We start from the raw sequence: 19737 nt of genomic DNA, 5'->3' as shown, positions 1-19737 counted from the left end.
AATATTAAAGAGGTTTATATTGGATCAGATCAGGATAAAAACGTTCGGCTTTTCGCAAATACGCATCAAACTCTATTTGCATACTCATTGGGTTTGCAATCCATTGCCTGGTAAGCCTGGCTACATCCGGAGCTATAGGTAGTGGTGTTCCTGATTGCATGGCCATCAGGTTAGTGGTATAAGCCTGCTCTGCAGCAATCATCAGAATAGCAGCAGACTCAAGATCTGTTCCCATTGTTAGCGTTCCATGATTCCGGAGTAAAAGGGTATGGTTTTCCCCGGTTGCATGGAGCAATTGCTGCGCCTCGTTATCTGATAATACCGGACCATTATATTCATCATATAAAGCATGATCCTCAAAGAACATGCAGGATGTCTGGTTGATGGGCGCTATAGGTAAACCGAGTGATGTATATACGATGCCGTGGGGAGAATGGGTATGAACAATACAATGAATGTCAGGCCGGCCTTTATGCAGTGCTGAATGGATACAAAATCCTGCAACATTAACAGGATAATCGCCTGCTACAACATTGCCTTTGCCATCTACGGTAATGAGGTTATCCGGGGTTACCTCTTCAAAAAACAATCCGAATGGATTTACCCAGAAAAGATCTTCCTGTCCAGGTACTTTTAAGGAGATATGACCACTGATTCCTTCATCCAGTCCCTCCATAGCCAATATCCTGTAAAGGCCTGCCAGCCGGTAACGCAGCCACTCTTCGGTTTGAGGTCTTGCTTTCCGTCCAAAAAAAGCAGATGTATTTCTGCGGGCATTGGTTATAGCGCCGGCAGGTGTAACCTCCGGTTTCAGAGAAATAGGGTCAGACATTGCCACCAGTACCTTCCGGTTACCCGTAAATGGTCTTCTTCCATGTGCGAAACGCATATTATCCAGTAACAACACATCATTGTTCTGCCAGGGAAATATAATCGAAGCTTTACTATAGGCAGCTGCAATAGCATCCAGGTCTTCTTTGCTTAACACACTGCCATCTCCCAGGAAACTGTTCCTGGGTACGTTTGCTGCTCCTAATAATTCTATCAGTGATGTCCTGGTGACCTCATCCAGGCTCATGATATTAAAAAGATGCGCCTGGTTAAACCAGACTTTCTCTCCCGATAAAGGATGTACTGCTACTCCCTGAACAGTATAGGATGTTTGTAATACATCGTTTTCTTTCCAGCTGAAAGTCATCCCTTTCTTTTTACAAAGCATCTCCACTTCTTCCCTGCTATCCGTACCAAAAACCTTCTGCCAGGGCAGATCTATATCCTTGTGGAATGTTCGCACGTAACTTACTCCCAGTTGTTCAAATTTATCTCTCAGGGCAACCGGCATCAGCCTGTATACCAGTGCAGCATCTGCAATAGGCGTTTCCCCGCCGGAAACAGCCGCTTCCCTGCTGTAAAACCATATTTTACCCGGCCACGTATCTGTATAGGAATGTTCATTATGCAGCGGAATATGCCTTTCTTTTGGATATTCGGTAGAAGTGTATACTTTATCATTCACCTTTGTTCTTGGCGTTGATGGTTCTGTATAATCCAGCAGCTTCCCTGCAAATGACTGGCATACCTGTTGAAAATCATCTTCATTGCCAACTTTAAAGCCCCTGAAAAGAACAGCACCGTAAGTGGTATATAATTTATCAACCTGTGGTTTATTGGCAATTAACCAGTCTTTTAACGTGGTATTATTATCATTACAGGATAACACGGCATACTTTGTATGTTCTGTACCTCCCTGCATAATTTCCTGCTCTACGGTTTTGCCGGCTATAACAGGTTTTGGAACCGCACGTTTCAAGGATTGTAAAACATCTTCTTTTTTCATCTGTTCAGTTTTATTTATGATACACCTTTCAAATGTTTCAATAGCTCATGGGAACGGGATTTCAGGTTGACAGCAGATTCATCCCAACCGGTTAAAAAAAGCGATTCCACCTTCACGTCGTCCAGTTCACAAACACGTTTCAGCATCATTTGCCATTGATTCGCATAAGTATGAATCACCGTTTTGGTATACATGCTTGTTTTATATTCAACATTGAGTGATAAACCTTCCCCGAATGGTTGCACGGTAAAACTGAGATCAAACTTGCTTCCTTCCATTTTCACTTCTATCTCTTCAACTGCAATATCACCGGCATGTATATCCAGCGAAGAAAAATCGTTATATACAAACCGGGTGTTGATATAATTCCCTAACTGTATCGCTCTCTCTTTTCTGAATAAGGCAGACAACTCATCAAATGGAATGGCGGCATGTGCCATATCAGCAGCCATACCTGCTGCAAAATGCTGTAAGGCTTCCCGGAGTATCACCTGTTTATCAATATTTACTACCACAGGCATCATATTCACAAAAAATCCTACAACAGGCTCCATCGCACTGTTCGTCCTCCCGGATACAGAGGTGCCAATTATAAAATGATCATTGCCCGAAAGCCTGGATTGCAATAATGCAAAAGCAAACATCATTAGTTGAAATGTGGTGCATTTCCTTTCCTGGGCTGTTTGTATAACCAGACGTGAAAGATCGTCAGGCAGAATAAAATTCGAAGTGGCTCCCAATAAATTGTCTTCAGTTTTTACATGTGGAAAAGCGGCCTGCCGGATCTGTGGTCCAATTCTCGACAACCAGTATGCGGATGAGTCTTGCTGATTCCTTCCAGACATCCATTGTGCAAAATCTACATAACGTAAAGAAAGTGGAGGCAACGAATAATGATCTCCTTTTAGTTTTGCATTGTAAAGCAGGATCAATTCTGATAACAGGATAGAGATAGACCATCCATCCGTAATAATATGGTGCAGGTTGAATACGATATAAAAATCCTGCGGATTATTTTGCATGATCATCACACGGAATAACGGCCCCTGATTCAATATGAACGGCTGGTTACAGAAATCACCTGCCAGGGATTTAAATTCCTCTACGCTTTCAACACCATCTACATAATGCAGATAAGCAGCTGAAAGCAGTGTTCCTGATAATTTTACTACAGGACCATCATCATACAGCACTATGCTTGCTCTCAGCTGATCATGACGCTGCACAAGGTAATCCAGGCATTCTTCAAGTAATGGTTTGTTTAAAGCAATCATTACCCTGAAAGCGGTGGTCATATTGTAAGAGATATCCTGCGGTTCATTTGTCTGAAGCAACCAGAGCCTTCTCTGCAAAGGTGAAACCGCATAAAAATCGCGCTCCCCAGCCATTGGAATATCCTGATCAGCCGCTCTTTCAAGGGAGGTGATCAATGATGCCAGGTCGACCAACCGCGGGTTATTAAATACATCGTACAAATTGAGCTTTACTTTGAGCCGCTCCCGTATCCTGTTAATCAGTTTAATCGCTAACAGACTATGACCGCCTGAAAAGAAAAAGTCATCTTCAGGATGTACTACTTCAAGCCCCAGTGTTTCTTTAAATAACAGGGATAGCTGTTGCAATACAATGGTATCGGCAGTTGTATCCCTTGTAACGATCAATGGCACAGGCGTTTCAATTGCAGGCAGTTTAACTTTGATGAAAGTATCCAGTTTTATAATATCTCCCTCCAGCAGTTCACAGAAAGTATCATACAATAATTGCGGGAAAGCCGCATCCACTTTTCCGGTAGCATATATCACAGAAATAAAAAAAGTTTCGTGTTGCGCGGTAACTTCAATACTGAGATCAAATTTAGCATCCGTCTCAAGCTGCTTGTCCGGAAAATCCCGTTCATCGTCATCCTGTGGTAATACCACGTAATTGAAAAGAATATTAAACAGGGGTTGTGTATTACCGGAGCCTGCTAACTTCTTATCCATCAAAATATGTGAAAGCGGATACCATGCATGTTGCATCAATGCTGATAACCGCCTGCCTGTTTCCCGCATATATTCCCGGAAGGGAACAGCCGGTAGCAAATCTGCCCGGATGGGAAGCGTGTTTACCATAAACCCGGTAACATCTTCCATCCCGGCAATACTCCTGTTGGAAACAGGAATACCACAAGTAAAGCTGGCTTGTTTTGTTAAACGGGCTAATACTAACTGGAACACAGATAATATTACGGCGAAGTCTGTTACACCCAGATCTGCCGACAATGACCGGATCTTACCGGCGACTCCGGCAGGAAATACATCCTGTAATGTATTTCCTTCAAACAATGAATCACCGGTAATAGGTGCTGCCGGCAACTGTAATGAAGCCGGCAATGCTTCCAACCATTTGGCCCACCACGCTTTGTCGTTTGCATATTGCTCTCCCGGAAGATATGTTTGTTCATACCATCTTACCACATCATGAAACTGTAGGGAAGGCTGAGGAAGTTCTTCCTGATGATATAACTGTATTAATTCCCGGAGGAATAAAGTGTTGGAATACTCATCTGTGATAAGATGATGTATATCCATTAAAAGGAAGAAGACACTATGCTGCTGCAACAGATAAAACCTGCACAATGGCGCCTGATCAATAGCTATTTTTTGCCTTTGCTGCCGGAATAAAGCTAATGGATCTTCGCTATCCGGCTCCAGGTAAGTTAATCCTCCCGCTATAATGAATGCATCAAATACTATATCTGCAGGAAGTATCTGCTGTTGCACATTACCATCAATTTGTAGAAACCTGGTACAAAGAACTGTATGTCTTTTCATCAGCTCTTTTATAGCCTGCAGCAAAAGCTGTTCATCCGGTTTTTCTTCCAGGCGTATCAGGCCGGGAACATGGTAAGTACAACCAATATCAGGCAAACTTTCCAACACGTAAATACTTTCCTGTGCAGGTAGCAGTGCCAGTGCATCCGGCGCAGGAGAAGCTGTAACAATAGTTGCGGAGGATGGTTGCAGTTCTTTTATGAAAGCCGACAGATCTTTCAGCGTGTTATGTGTTAATATATCCGGTAAGGAAACCTGTACATCAAAATTTCTTCTGATAGCAGATAACATCCTGATAGCGGTGAGGCTATGCCCGCCATTGGCAAAGAAATCAAGTGCAGGGTCTACCTGCTTCCCGATCAGTTTTTGCCATATCTGCCTTAATTCAAACTGTACTGCATCTTCCTGCAAACCGGCAGTGGCAGGCACTTCATCTTTCAGTAATAAAAGTACCTCCTTACGGTTAATCTTTCCACTGCCTAATCGCGGTATATGTTCCACACACTTAAAACCAGAGGGGATCATATATGCCGGAAGCCATTTGGCCAGTTGTTCCCGGATGCTAAGCAGCGGTATTTCATCTCCTGTATAAAGAGCATATAATATGGAAATTCCAGCCGCCTTTTTATGCAACAGGACAACGGCTTCCCGCACTCCTTCCAACAATAATATTTTTGCTTCAATATCACCGGGTTCTATCCGCTGGCCATTGAATTTAATCTGCTGATCTATTCTGCCCAGGTATATGAGATTGCCGGTATCACTCCACATCGCAAGATCCCCGGTACGGTACATCCGTTCGCCTTTTACAAAAGGATCTGCCATAAACTTTTCCCTGGTCAGTGATTCTTTACCAATATAACCACGTGCAACGCCGACACCTGCAACCCAGAGTTCGCCTGGTATCCACGGTGGCAGTAACCGGTATTGTGCGTCAAAGATATAAGCCCTGTCATTCAGCAAAGGCTTTCCGATTGGAATATATTTATAAGTTTCCGCTAAAGGAGAACAAACAAACCCGGTACAATCCACAGTCGCTTCCGTTGGTCCATACAGATTAATCAGCAGGGTGTTATGCTGCCGGTATAAGTAGTCATTAAACTGTTGTACTGCTCCAAAGGATAATGCCTCTCCACTGGAAAAAACATATTGCAGAGAAGCGCAATCACTGGCATTACCTTCCTGTAAAAGCATGTCCATAAACAGGGACAACATAGAAGGTACAAAATGAATCACTGTAATCTGCCGCTCTTTGATCGTGCGTATCATCTCGTCTGGTGCACTTTCCTTCCCTGCAGCTAAAAAGAAAGTATTGCATCCGGAAAACAACCAGTGAAATAACTCCCATACAGAAACGTCAAAACTGCTGGTGGTTTTTTGCAGGATGCAATCCATTTGTGACAGTGGATACTCTTTTTGCATCCAGTATATCCTGTTCACCACAGCTCCATGCTCCACCACCACTCCCTTAGGGTTACCGGTAGATCCGGAAGTATAAATAATATATGCCGCATCTGCCGGTTCCAGGGCAACCACATCAATGCCGGATACATGCGGCTGTTGAATAGCAGATTCAATATCTATGTAAATGTTATCTGCGCCAGTACTAAAAGAAAGTTTACCATACCCAAGCACCACCTTTGCCCCCGCATCCTGCATCATGTAGGAGATACGTTCTTCTGGTAACCGCATATCAATCGGCAGGTAAGTGGCTCCACGTTTAAAAACCCCCATGATAGCCACCATCAGCCATACAGACCGTTCGCAACAAATAGCCACTACATCCCCTTTTTCAATGCCGGCGCCGGCCAGTGCAGACTGTACCGCATTACTGTACAGCTCTATTTCCTTTACTGTAAACCGGTGATTTTCATCTTCAAGAATAGCCGGCGACTGACGATTTAGCTGCGCGTAATAAATCGATAAAAGCGTTTCTTCTGCCGGATAATCGCCCTTTGTATCATTGAAACTATTGATCAGTTTATTCGTATGGACATCCCCCCAAATGCTGATGTCTGAGAGCCGTAAACCATGACTAACAGCTGCTGCTACCTGGGTAGCCAGCAGTTCAATGTGTTTGAGCACCTGCACCATAAGTGCATCCGGATACCTGTCCGGGTTGTAGGATAGTCGCCATAAAATACCCTCTCCTACAGATATATGAACAGATAAGGGATAATTGGTACGATCAAATACAGTTGTTTCAAATACCTTATCATCGCGCTGGTTTTTCACTTCATCAAACGGGTAATCTTCCACTGCCAGTATATGATCAAACAGTGCACCTTCTATTCCTGCCGCATGTTGAATTTCCACTACGGAACAATACTGATAGGGAAAGCTGCTGATCAGTCTCCCCGAAATATCCTTAAAATACTGATCCAGTAATAAGCTATCTTCTACCTGGAATGCGAATGGCATTGTATTGATACACATACCCACCACACGTTCGGCATCAGGGATGTCAATTTCACGTCCGGACACTGTTACACCCGAAACAACTTTTTGCCGGCGGCTGTATCGCGATAATAAAATTCCCCATATACCATATAAGATGGAATTAACGCTTACGCGGAGTTTTACTGCTGCCTGTTTTAATGCATTTGATACTTCCGTGCTTAAAACAGTTTGCAGGGAAACCTGCTGCATGCTAACGGAGGGCTGCATAAAAACGGGGGTTAAAGAAGCCACCGTAAAATCCGGTTCAATATCCAGGTGCTTTAACCAGTAAGCCGTTATCTCTTCCTGTTTCTGTGTGGCCAGCCAACCCGTAATACCCGTAAAAGAAACCGGCTTACCAGGTTGAAACTGCAGCCCGTTCTTTTCTGCGCGGTAATGACTGATCAATTCATGCATGATAATCGCATAACTCCAGCCATCTAGAATTATGTGGTGAAATGAAACCACCAGCTTTGAAACATCGCCCAGTTGTAATATCGCTACCCGGAACAATGGTCCTGACTGCAGCTCAAAAGAACGTAACCTGTCCTGTTCAAGAAATGTATCAAGGTATGCCTGCTGTTTAGCCGGTTCATCCTTTTCCAGCGGGTGAACACTTAACTCCGGTGTCATACTTTCCAGTATCACCTGCACTGGCCGAACACCCTTATCAGCAATAAACTTTGTACGTAATGCATCATGCCGTTGAAATATGAAGGCAAGACTTTTTTCAAAACAGACTTCATCTATTTTACCAGGCAGGGTAAAACAATATTGCTCAAAATAAGCCTGATCATCCGTCTTTGCCAGGGAATGAAATAACAACCCTTCCTGCAGGGGTGTTAGTATTTGTATACTTTGAATATTATGCTGCATCGTTAAATTGAATTAAGTATCTCATCCAGCTCCCTTGCATTAAGCCCCTGGGTATCTATTCCGGATAATGTTCTTTTAAATGAATAGGTATCACTCCGCAATTCGGTAATATATCTTTCAAGGGTAAGTATGTATAGCTGCAACAGCTCTTCAATGGCAGACCTTGTATAAACTCCCTGGTGATAAGAAATATCAATGCATAAAACACCATCTGTAATAATCAGTGTAAAGAAAACCGCAGAAGGCATATAAATTTCTCCCCCGATATCCTGTTGAAAAGAGGATATTTTATGAATGGAAAACGGAGTATTATCCAGCGTATCTCCTTGTCCCAGGTAATTGAAAGTAAAAAACGGCTCATTCCCATTTTTAAGCACATTTTCTTCCGTCAGGTATTTAAGACAAAGATACCCTTCTCCATTACCGGGTATTTGTTCCATCGCATGAATGGTTTGCTGAATGTTGCCCGCTACTTCAGCATCCGGCATGCCGGAAAGCCTGATTGGGTATTTCATGGTAAACCAGCCAATCGTTTCTGCAAAAACAGCAGCATCACCGGTACTACTTCTGCCATGAGATTCCAGGTAACAGGTTATTTCGTCCATCCCATTCCACCTGCAGATCGTTTCAGACAGGCAGGATAGTAAGATCTCTTCGATCGATATTCCCATTCCATGCAGATCCATGTGCAGCAACTGACCTGTTTTTTCTGCGGGCAAAACACCACTTCGCAATTCATAGTGACGGAATGTCTTTTCTATGTGTCTTTCTGCCGGCCATTCATCTTTTATGCTTTCACTCATCTTTTCCCAGTAATCCTGTTCAGCGACAGAGATCTGCTGCACCCGCTGCTTCAAAGCAACTGACCACTGGTAATAGGACCCTGTAGCTGAAAGATGAAGGTCTTCCGGGTTGGTCATCAGGTACAGCCGGGATAACTGTTCCAGTAAGATTCTCCAGGATACGCCATCTATGATAAGATGATGTGCTAAAAGGAAGATCATGTCTTTTTCGCCATCGCGGAACAACAAACAGCGAAACAAGGGCCCTCTTTCCAGGTCAAACCGTGCCTGCCAGTATCGCATCTGTTCTTCCTTCTGCTCATCAGCGTTGGAAAGCACCAGGAAACAATCATTTCCAGGCATGTCCGCAGGTAATATTTTCAGGGTGCGTACATTGTCTGTTATTGGAAAAGTAGCGCGTAACATGGCATGTGAATGCCACAATTTAAGAATGGCTTTTTTTAGCCGGTCTTCATTCACCCGCTCTCCCGCATCCAACAGGATGGACTGATTATAATAATGAGGTTGTGTAATGTTATCGTTGAAAAATTTAATCTGCAAGGGTGTAAGTGGTACTTCCCCTGTGATGGCGGCATCTGCTTCAGGATGCGGATCATTTTCTTGCAGGTAGTTCACCAGCGATGCGATCGTTGAACACCTGAGAATATCCCCCACCTGCAATTTCCATCCTATATCGCGCATCCGTGCTACAACCTGGATAGCTTTAATGGAATCTCCACCTATACTCAGGAAATGATCATGTATACCTATCTGTGTTCTTTTCATTACAGTCTCCCAAACACCTGCCAGCAGTTTTTCCAGCTTTTTTTGTGGTGCTACATAATGATGCATACGCCCGCGTACTTCTTCGGGAGAAGGTAGTGCAGCCATATCCAGTTTACCATTTACATTCAGTGGAAATTTCTCCAGCGCTATCAGGTGAGGAGGATGCATGTATACAGGGAGATGGATGTTAAGCTGTGCCTGTATTTTATCTGTCAATAATTGTGTTCCTTCATAATAGCCTACCAGTTCCAATTCATTATCTGCATTCATACATGCCATTACAAAAGCATCATTCACACCGGCCACCTGTCTTATTACAGCCGCTATTTCACCCGGTTCTATCCGGTAACCCCGGATTTTGATCATCTGATCATTCCTGCCTGTATAACGGATGTTACCATCCGGCATCCAATAGCCTTTGTCGCCGGTACGATACAATTTGCTGGAAGTACCGGCAACAGGAATAAACCTGGCTGCTGTTTTTTCGTCATCCCTGAAATACCCGGCACCAACTGTTTTTCCACTGATATAAATTTCTCCCTCAATACCGGGTGAACACAACTCCATATCCGTGTTAAAGATGAATGCACTGGTATTACTGATAGGTTTCCCTACCAGGATTGTATGGAATGTTTCAGGCACTTTCCATACAATACAGCCTACCGTACATTCCGTTGGACCGTATTCATTATAGATATTCATCCCTGGATTTAGGGCCCTCAATATTTTAACATCACTTTCAAGTAATGCCTCACCTCCTACAATACAGGTATTTATGTGAGTGGTATGCACATCCAGATATGGTAAAATCCGTATGTGCGATGGTGTCAATTTAATCGTATCTATTCCGGATAATCCTTTAAAGGAATCACTGATAAGTTGATTTATGTAATCCTGTTCTCCAAACACATATAAGGCAGCTCCTCTCATCAGCGTGCAGAAAAAAGAAGTAACGGTAAGATCAAATGCCAGCGTTGTAAATAATGGCATTACTCCCTCTGCAGCATCATTGAAATAATAACTGTTTGCCCAACGGGTATAATGCAACAGGTTATCCATCGTAATCACACAACCTTTCGGCAAACCGGTGGTTCCCGACGTATACAATATGTAAACGGGATGATCAGCCCCGCATACCGGTAGTGAGCGCGACAAACTGATTACAGCAGATTCCATTAACAGCTGATCAAAGGATACCTTTTTCAGCATCGTATCCATTGTACTGTCTGTGATGAGGAGTTTTGCATCAGACTGTTCCAGGATATACCTGATCCTTTCCTCCGGGTATTGCTTATCTACCGGGATATAAGTAGCACCACTAAAAATAATTCCCCAGATAAGCGGCACCACTTTATCTGTGCGGGAAACATGTACTACTACTCTATCGCCCGGAGAGATATCAAATTGTTCCATTAACGTTTCCGATAATTGCCTGGCGCGAAAGAACAGTTCCCTGTATGTCATACTACCCTGCCCCCAGATTACGGCGTTACTTTCAGGGAAACGGGTAACCGTATCTATAAAAATATCTGTCAATGTTTCCTTATCATATAATATGTCAGTTCCAAATGCCAGCTCATCCAGTATTTTCTTTTCTGCATCCGGGGTTAACAATACAGGAATATTTATTACATCTCCTTCCTGTTCTGCAAAGGCATTGATATACTGCAGCAGGGTTTGGCTGATCCAGGCAAGTGATACTGCGGATATTGCCTGTTCATTCGCCTGCAATAATACTCTTGTTGTATCAACCCTTTCTTCCGCAAAAAACGAAAGCACAAATGGTTCATTAACAGATAAACTATCGATGCAGACCGGCATTTCTTTCATCACCGTATCAGGAAAATGTATACGCTCCAGGTATTCAAATGAACAGGAATGTGCAGGCATCCCTTCCGGATTAAAATATTCCCGGTATACTTCCAGACTCTCTCTTTGTTCTTTCAGGCTTAATATATCCTGCTGCTGTTCTTTTCGTATATGATAACTGATTGCTTTGGCAAACGGGCCGGGAATTTCTCTGAACTCCTCAAAGTTACGCCCGGAAGAAACCAGGAGATGTGATCCCTGTTCCTGCTCCTGGTATAAAGCGAGCAGGTTTGTCCAGGCCCAGTACCAGATATCACATGGCCGAAGGTCCATTTTGAGCGCGATAGCGTTCAGCTCAGTTAACAGATCATCCGGGAGGATCACTTCCTGTGTAATATAGGTTTGTCCGTCTGCATGACCTTCTTCCAGCGTAAGGGTACATGCTCCTGTACCCTTTGTCCATGCAGCTTCCAATCCGGCGGGAAGACCTTCATCCGGAGGAGAAAGTTGCTCCAGCCATTCCACATATTGCACAAACTCAGGAGATTCGGCGTTTATATCGGCTGTGGTGATCAGTTGTTGTGCCAGGTACCGTATAGACCAGCTATCCAAATATACAGCCGGCGAGACGATGCCAAAATAAACCGGTTGTTCCTCAGTTGTCTGAAAGATGATCAGCCTGATGGCATCACTTTCTTCTTTTGTAAACATATTCCAGTTATCCGCGATGTCCTTTTCATCTGCTGTAATTAACTTTACTGTTGTGTGGTCTGCTGTTGTTATCTCCTGGAACGGGAGTAATACATTGTTGTTATAGGTAAATGTAGTACGCAGAATGCTATGCTTATTTACCAGCTGGCGCCAGCGTTGTACCAGATCATGGGCAACAGGAACATTTATACGGAACAATGCATAATGAAATAGTTTCTTTTCCCTTGAATGCCTGAATATTCTTTTCTGTACAGGAGATATATGAAAGGTACTCATAAATGAAGATGCTTATCTCTTAGTTAAAAATGCTTTTATATTTGATGATTGTGACGCCTGTACAGTTGCATTCTCCCTGTTGCTGATGTCCTTCATCAGCTCCGCAACCGTTAATGAGTCATCGTGTACAGGTGCAAGCAGCAGCTGCTCCAGCCTGTTGATACCACGCCTTATGTTTGATTCACTAAAAAACTGCCGATCAAACAGGCATTCCGCCATCAGTGCAGCGTAATCTGTTTTAAAATGCAATTCCACGCTGAATTTCCTTACCATATTTATAGACGATTCAAAAGGCAATACAGCAATATCTGGCAGGGATTTTATCTGTTCACCATACTGTTCCGAAAAATCATCTATATGAATTTCCATGGTACCGCGTGCTATATTCTCTTCCGCAGCTGAAGGAATCCATTGTGCGGTAAATGCGACGGTGTCATTCGTAAAACGGGTATACTGACGTTGTACTTCCTGTAATAATGTAGCCAAACGCATACCAGGCTGCCTGGCAATAGTGAAAGCCACTACATTCATAAACACTCCTGCAGTGTGATGCCAGCGCGGATCGAATCTTCCGTGTAAAGGTGTATAAACTGTAAGTGCAGCGGATTCTCCAGCTTCCATGAAAGACAATGCCTGCAGGCCTGTGATTACAGCAAATGAAGACACTTCATATAACTGTGCCAGGGCACGGATACTTACCAGTACACTTTCTGAAAACAGATGTTTAAAATAACCCTCTCCGCTTTTACCGGTTATTTCCTTTAATATTCCCGTACCTGCAAGCCTTTTACGATCAGGAACAAAAGGAGATACCTTGCTTATTTCATCTGCGTAATTATTATAGGATATGATATTTTCATTTTCAGTGGATGCATGATAATATGCAAGAATTGAAGTAAAAAGGATTTTAATGGTCCATGCATCTCCTATAAGATGATGTAATTTAAAAGCAAAGAGATAATCGCCCGCACCATATTCCCGGAGGTAACAATAACATAAGGGCTCCAGTGTAGGATCTATAGCAATGGCAGACAATTCCTTTACGAAAGTCTCCTTGTCCTGCCCATCCATATGATCCTGAAACTGCACCTGTGTAACTTCAATTGCAAATGGTTTGCATAAAAGCCCGTTGCCTGATAACCGGAAACGGTAACGGAGTGCGTCCTGTTCTTCCAGGACTTTTGTGGTTGCTTTTAACCAAAGGGATACATCCAGCGGACCTTTCAGTTCAAAAGCACCTGTCATCAGGTATTTTAGTCCACCCTGTAATTCCATATCAGCCCATACATGCTGCTGCATGGGAGTAGCGCTGATCCATCGGTCCTGTCTCTCTTCCTGAAGGTCGGGATCCTTTTCTTTGGCTTCCAACAACGATGCCAGTTCATGCACCACCGGATACCGGTACAAATCACCTAATGTAATGCGCTTCTTTTCCTGCCGGTAAATCGCTGAAATCAATTTTATCGCCATCAGGCTCTGCCCCCCGGCTGCGAAAAAATTTGTAAAACGGTCTGCAACGGTAATTCCCAGCAACTCCCCGTACAGCTCACATAACAGTATTTCTGCTGCGGTTACTGCCACCGTTTCATGATCAGGTATGTGCAGGAAGGGAGAAGGTAAACCTGTAATATCTTTCTTACCGTTGATGTTAAGTGGTATATGCTCAACCGGCACAAAAAATGCAGGTACCATATAAGATGGTAAAACAGTCCTGCATGCAAACATCAGGGCATCCGTTGTATAGTCAGCATACTCTTCTTGCAGCACAACATATGCCAGCAGGACCGGATGTTGTGCTGTTTCAAATGTATGATATACAACTACCGCATCTTTCACAGCAGGAAGTTCCAGCAGGCAACGGGTCACTTCTTCCGTCTCCATCCTGTTACCATTAATTTTTATCTGCTGATCCCTTCTGCCTATAAATTCCAGCAGTCCTCCGGGTAACCATTGTACCCAGTCACCCGTGCGGTACCAATGCTGATGGTCTTCTTCATAAAAATGTTTCCCGGTTTCCCTGTCATTGTTGTAATAACCTTTTGCAAGTCCGGGCCCTGAAATATGTAGTTCACCGGGTACACCCACCGGCACCATCATGCCGTCGGTATCTACTACACGAACTTTTACATTTACAATAGGCGTACCTATTGACATGACAGTATCTGAAGGATTAATTTTTGTAAAGGTGGTACATACCGCATTTTCAGAGGGACCATAGGCATTAAATAAGGTATGCCTGGCTGCCAGGGCCTGCCCGGTTTTTACAGGTAAGGTTTCACCCGCCGAAATTAACACCCGCAAAGCGGATGGTAATGCGGATGGCAGTGCCTGCAGGTAAGCGGGAGTGATGGTTGCTACTGTAATAGCGTGTTCCGTCAGCCAGTCAATAAATAAAGGCTGGTTGTGCATCAGACCGGGCTCCGGAATGTGTAGTGCCGCCCCTGAAAAAAGTGCCATAAATATTTCAGACAGTGAGGCATCAAATCCTGGAGATGCAAACCATCCGCAACGGTCCGTTTCCCGGATACCAAAACCTTCGGTTTGTGCTGCAATCATGTTCATGAATCCACCATGCGTAATAGTGAGCCCTTTGGGGACACCGGTGGTACCGGAAGTAAAAATCATGTAGGCCGGAGATTCCTGATTAATGACTACAGGTGCGTCATAATTATAGAGAGGACGGTTGGTCTCGGGAACCCTGATATCTATTCCTGCCAACAGGAAAGGCATACCGGATGTATTAAGTACCAGGTTCACTCCTGCCTGTTTGAGTATGGAATTAATCCGGGGTTCCGGATGTTTTGCATCTATGGGCAGGTAAACCGCGCCGCACTGCATAATAGCCAGCATGGTTACAATCGTTAATTCATTACCGGCTGCCAGTACCGGCACAACCTGTTCCGGTTCAACGCCCCAATCAGTCAGCAGTTCACTTATGATACCCACTTTCTTTCCCAGCATTTCATAGGTGGTACTTCCTGATGGCGAAACAACAGCTATACGTCCCGCATGTTTCAATGATTGTTCCTGGAAGGAAGAAATGATTGTCATTCCAGGTAAAAGTGCTTTACAAGGACCTGAAGCATACGCAAATAATTGCTGTTGTTCTGCATCGTCCAGCATCGGTATTTTACCTACGTGGAGTTGGGCATCAAGCATTAGTTGCCTGGTAAGTTCCATGCAATGACGGGTCATGCGGTGTATAAATTCTCCTGAATAAAGAGAACTGTTATAGTCTACTGCCAGGTACAGGTTATTGTTATGCAGCGAAAAATTGAATGCCAGTTCCACCTTGGCATTTGTACGGTAATTGTAGTCCATCTTTTCAAGCCGCAAGCCTCCTTTCTCTATCACATTTCCATGTTCCCGTTCCTGGAAATTAACCAGTGCATGAAAAAGAGATTGCCCCTGCATCTGGTCTCGGCTAACCAGCTCCCTGGCCAGCCATTCATAAGGATATTGTTTATGTTGTAACGCTTCAGCCAGTTCTGTGGCCCAATTATCAATTAATTGCAACGCATCCGCTGCAGAATCCAATGTATTTTTAAGCAGTATAGTATTCAGGAAAAAGCCTACCTGTTGTTCAAAAACCACATCCAGGCGATTATCTACGGGTACAGCTATTACCCGTTCTTTCACCCCGCTGTAACGATATAATAACAGATCTACGATACTCAATAACGCAGTGAAAAGTGTATGTTGATGTGTATTGGAAAATGCCAGCAACCCGGCTGTCAGTTCCTTTCCAAAGTCAACGGTATAAGTGTCTGCCATATCTTCCTGTAACCGTGTTGTTTTGCCTGGAGCAGGAATACCGGATGCAGGAACCGGGGTATTGAACTTATGAAGCCAGTATGCTGCACTATGCCGGTGCGCAGCGTTCAGCTTATTCTGCCATGCAGCATACTCCTTATATTGCAATGGCGCTTTCAACACATTGACGGCATGGTCAGCTTCATAATAAGTAAACAGCCGGTTCAGCAGGATATCTTCCGATAATCCGTCTGCAATAATATGATGCAGGTTAATGAGCAATAACCAATCTTCAGCAGCCACTTTGTAAACAGCTACCCTATATAGGGGTAATACATCCAGCGCAATATACTGCTGACCATGATCCTGCAAAATTTTCCCTATATCAGCATCCCTGGCCAGTTCTTCATAATGATACTGCAGTGTATTACCTGGATGAATCTGCTGTTTTATTCCGCCTGCGCCGGTATCAACAAAGGTGGTACGCAGGGATTCAAACTGCGTAATCACTTTTTCAAATGCAGCAACCAGTCGTGCTATATCAAAAGGCCCACTGATGCGGTAAGCTACCGGCATATTATATGCAGTGGATAGCGGTGTGGCATGATGTTCCGTCCAGATACGCAATTGTTGTCCGGAGAGCTCATACATTTCCTGGGCAGGAAGTACTATGGGGCCTTCTGCAGGAGATGATTTTATATGATTTGTTATCTGAGTGGCCTGTTCTGAAATAACAGGATACTCAAAAATATCCTTCAGGGTAAGCGTAGTGTGAAACTGTTTATTTAATCTTGCTACCAGTGCAGAAGCTTTTATACTCTGCCCGCCGGATGTAAAGAAATGATCATTCCTTCCAATACGGTTTACCTGCAAAATCTCCATCCAGATAGCAGCTATTTTTTCTTCAGTTTCATTGATGGGAGGCTCAAAAGTTACAGCGTCTTCTTTTATTGTGAGGGTGTGCAACCGCAACTGTTTTTCATCTGTTTTCCCATTAACGGAGAGTGGCATATTTTTTACCTGGTAGAACTGTTGCGGTATCATGTAAGCCGGTAGCTTTTCACTGAGGGCTTTCAGCAACTGTTGTTTATCTATAACGGATGTGGCTTCATAGAAGGCAGCCAGTACAGGTTCATTCAACTGTTGCTCTACCAGAATATGCGCTTTTACAATTCCTTTTATACGGGTGAGATGGTATAAAATTTCTTCTGTTTCAATCCGGTATCCCCTGATCTTTACCTGGCTGTCTATTCTGCCAAGGAAAATGAGTTCTCCGTTTGGTAATCTTCTCACCAGATCCCCGGTACGATAAAACAGTGTATTTCCCAGCGTAATAAATTTTTCACCAGTGAGCGTGGTATTATTCAGGTAACCTTTGGCAATGCCGTTACCATAGAGATAAAGTTCTCCCATCAACCCACGCATCAAGGGTTCCTGCCGGTTGTTAAGAATCATTGCCCGCATACCGGCAATAGGATTACCAATGGTGATCAGCTCATCATCCGGCTGTATTTTCTTTACAATGCATCCCACAGTAGCTTCCGTAGGGCCATATTCATTATACAGATTTATTTTTTCATTCAGTCCGAACAGTAAATCCACCTGAGAGTGAAGCAATTGTTCTCCACCTGTGATCACAAGTTGAATGGATGTGCTTTTAATATCCGTATGTTTCAGCAGGCTGATATGTGAAGGGGTCAGTTTTATGCTATCCACTCCATTCACTCCGGAAAAACATTCCTGCAGTATTACATCTGCCTGTTTGGTTTCAGGGAATACCACGATACGTTTCCCTTTTACCAATGGTAAAAAGATAGTGGTAATGGTAAGGTCAAAAGACAATGGTGTGAACCAGGGAAAATTACCGTAATCATTATTTTTCAGGTAATTATTATTACACCAGTGTATATAATGCGACAGGTTTTCCCTGCTGATCATACATCCTTTCGGCTTACCGGTTGTACCGGATGTATAAATGATATAGGCCAGATCTGTTCCCTGCGTTTGGGGAAGTGTGATGGCGGTGTTAATTTCCGTAGTATTGAATAAGCTGTTTACCGTACAGGTATTACCTGGGATATGCCGGTCACCCGGCAGTGCGGTCAGGATAAGTGCGGGTGATGCATCATTCAACACGGCATGAATACGTTCGTCCGGCTGGGACATATCAACAGGAAGAAAAGCAGCGCCGGTTTTCAGAATGGCCAGAATAACAGCAATAAGGTCTGCACTCCTGGATGTACATAATGCAATGATATCTCCGCGCTGAATACCTTTCTCTGCTATCAGGCATTTAGCCAGCATATCCGATTGCTCCTGTAAGGAGGTATAAGTATAACTTTGAAGATCATCCATAACCGCTGTCTTAGCTGCATATTTATGACAGGCGGTATTAAACATCCCGAGGATATCCTTTTGTGTGGGATCCGGCTTTACCGGAGTAACAGAGAATGTTTCTGTGAGCTGGTTTACATCCGTGAGGTTGTCCGGAAGAGCTGTTCCTTTTTCAAATAACCTTTGCAACACAACGTCCAGTTGTTCCACATCAGACTTTTTAAAACAGGCCGTGTTATAATTCCACCTTGTTGTGATGTGGGTATGATCTTCCAGTATATCCAACTGTAAAGCGGCACCGGGTTGCAGTACCTGCCAGTCATCCAAACTAACGCCTTCCGGCATTTTCACATACTGGATAATATAAGGAGTGGTATGAATAAGGTCATGACTGATATACTCTGCTACAGATTGAAGTTCTGACAGTAGGTTACCGGTTAAAGTCCTGAGTTGATGGAAAGAACATGTTTCGTCAAAAGTAAGCTGTAAAGGCACTACCTGGTCAATTAATCCTACAGTCTGATCCAGTTCATCATATATACGTCCGGGTAAAACAATACCTGGCCGTACCACGTTTTTATTGGTAAAATGACTGAGTAGTATAGCAAAAATCGCATAACAATATTCCCTGGTTATAACAGAAGAGAGTGGAATGGTATGTCTGCAGGTGGTTTCGTATTTCCCGGCAATAACAGGTGCAGTGCGGTGAAACAGGAAAGGGGTAAAATCAGTCTGCCCGGATAACTGTTTGTTACACCAATCCTTTACAGCTTCAGGTACTTCTTTTAATGTATCGTGTTGCCAGCTTACATATTGCGAATATGCAACGACCGGAATGGCGGCTATGCGTCCGGAAAAGAGTTCCTGAATAGCCACGCAAAGCTTTCCCATACTATGAAAATCAACTATACCTGATGGAAATTGCAGATATGCATTCCAATATCCTGCTGTTGTATCAGGAGCAGCCATAAATACGCAACGCATTTCAGTCTCATGCGGATAGTTTCTGCAATGCAGCAGGAAATCGGTGGCATTACCGGGATGGCTTTCCACAGCGATATGATAGCCAGAAACATCATCCGGCATTATTCTCTGCAAAGGGTATACAAGATTGGCCTGTTCTACAAACCTGGTCGAAAGCGCCTCATGCTGTTGAAAAAGGCAGATAATCATTTTTTTCAGCACCGGAACATCTACCGGGATAGTAGTTTCAAACTTCCAGTTACAAAAAACGGGGAGTCTATCTCCACCTGTTTTGAATATCACTTTCTGCTGTTCAGTAAGGGACAGGGTAATCGCGTCCAATAAAATACTTGTCATT

The 19737-nt window shown here is 43.7% G+C and carries 4 protein-coding genes; all 4 read right to left on the bottom strand.

Features of this window, described 5'->3' with window-relative positions:
* Window positions 1-4 precede the first annotated feature (4 nt).
* From SIO70_RS15320 to SIO70_RS15305, 4 genes are read right to left on the bottom strand one after another with little or no spacing between them, the layout of a single operon-like run.
* Complete coding sequence (locus tag SIO70_RS15320) at window positions 5-1837, bottom strand: class II aldolase/adducin family protein (RefSeq protein WP_320581726.1); 1833 nt, start codon at window positions 1835-1837, stop codon at window positions 5-7.
* A 14-nt stretch (window positions 1838-1851) separates the two neighbouring features.
* Window positions 1852-7965, bottom strand: coding sequence for a non-ribosomal peptide synthetase (locus SIO70_RS15315; RefSeq protein ID WP_320581725.1), 6114 nt, complete (start codon window positions 7963-7965; stop codon window positions 1852-1854).
* A 2-nt stretch (window positions 7966-7967) separates the two neighbouring features.
* Window positions 7968-12329: an amino acid adenylation domain-containing protein gene (locus tag SIO70_RS15310; protein ID WP_320581724.1), complete on the bottom strand. Its 4362-nt coding sequence runs from the start codon at window positions 12327-12329 to the stop codon at window positions 7968-7970.
* A 12-nt stretch (window positions 12330-12341) separates the two neighbouring features.
* Window positions 12342-19736, bottom strand: a complete 7395-nt coding sequence (locus tag SIO70_RS15305; RefSeq protein WP_320581723.1) for a non-ribosomal peptide synthetase — start codon at window positions 19734-19736, stop codon at window positions 12342-12344.
* Between the last annotated feature and the right edge of the window lies 1 nt (window position 19737).

The organism is Chitinophaga sancti, assembly GCF_034087045.1.
GTDB lineage: Bacteria > Bacteroidota > Bacteroidia > Chitinophagales > Chitinophagaceae > Chitinophaga > Chitinophaga sancti_B.
Note: the sequence above shows the minus strand (reverse complement) of the source record. Positions and strands in the feature narration are given on the sequence as shown.

What these genes read in the sequence shown, in the direction of transcription:
- SIO70_RS15320 (WP_320581726.1), bottom strand. Translation starts at nt 1,837, where the DNA reads ATGAAAAAAGAAGATGTTTTACAATCCTTGAAACGTGCGGTTCCAAAA.
- SIO70_RS15315 (WP_320581725.1), bottom strand. Translation starts at nt 7,965, where the DNA reads ATGCAGCATAATATTCAAAGTATACAAATACTAACACCCCTGCAGGAA.
- SIO70_RS15310 (WP_320581724.1), bottom strand. Translation starts at nt 12,329, where the DNA reads ATGAGTACCTTTCATATATCTCCTGTACAGAAAAGAATATTCAGGCAT.
- SIO70_RS15305 (WP_320581723.1), bottom strand. Translation starts at nt 19,736, where the DNA reads ATGACAAGTATTTTATTGGACGCGATTACCCTGTCCCTTACTGAACAG.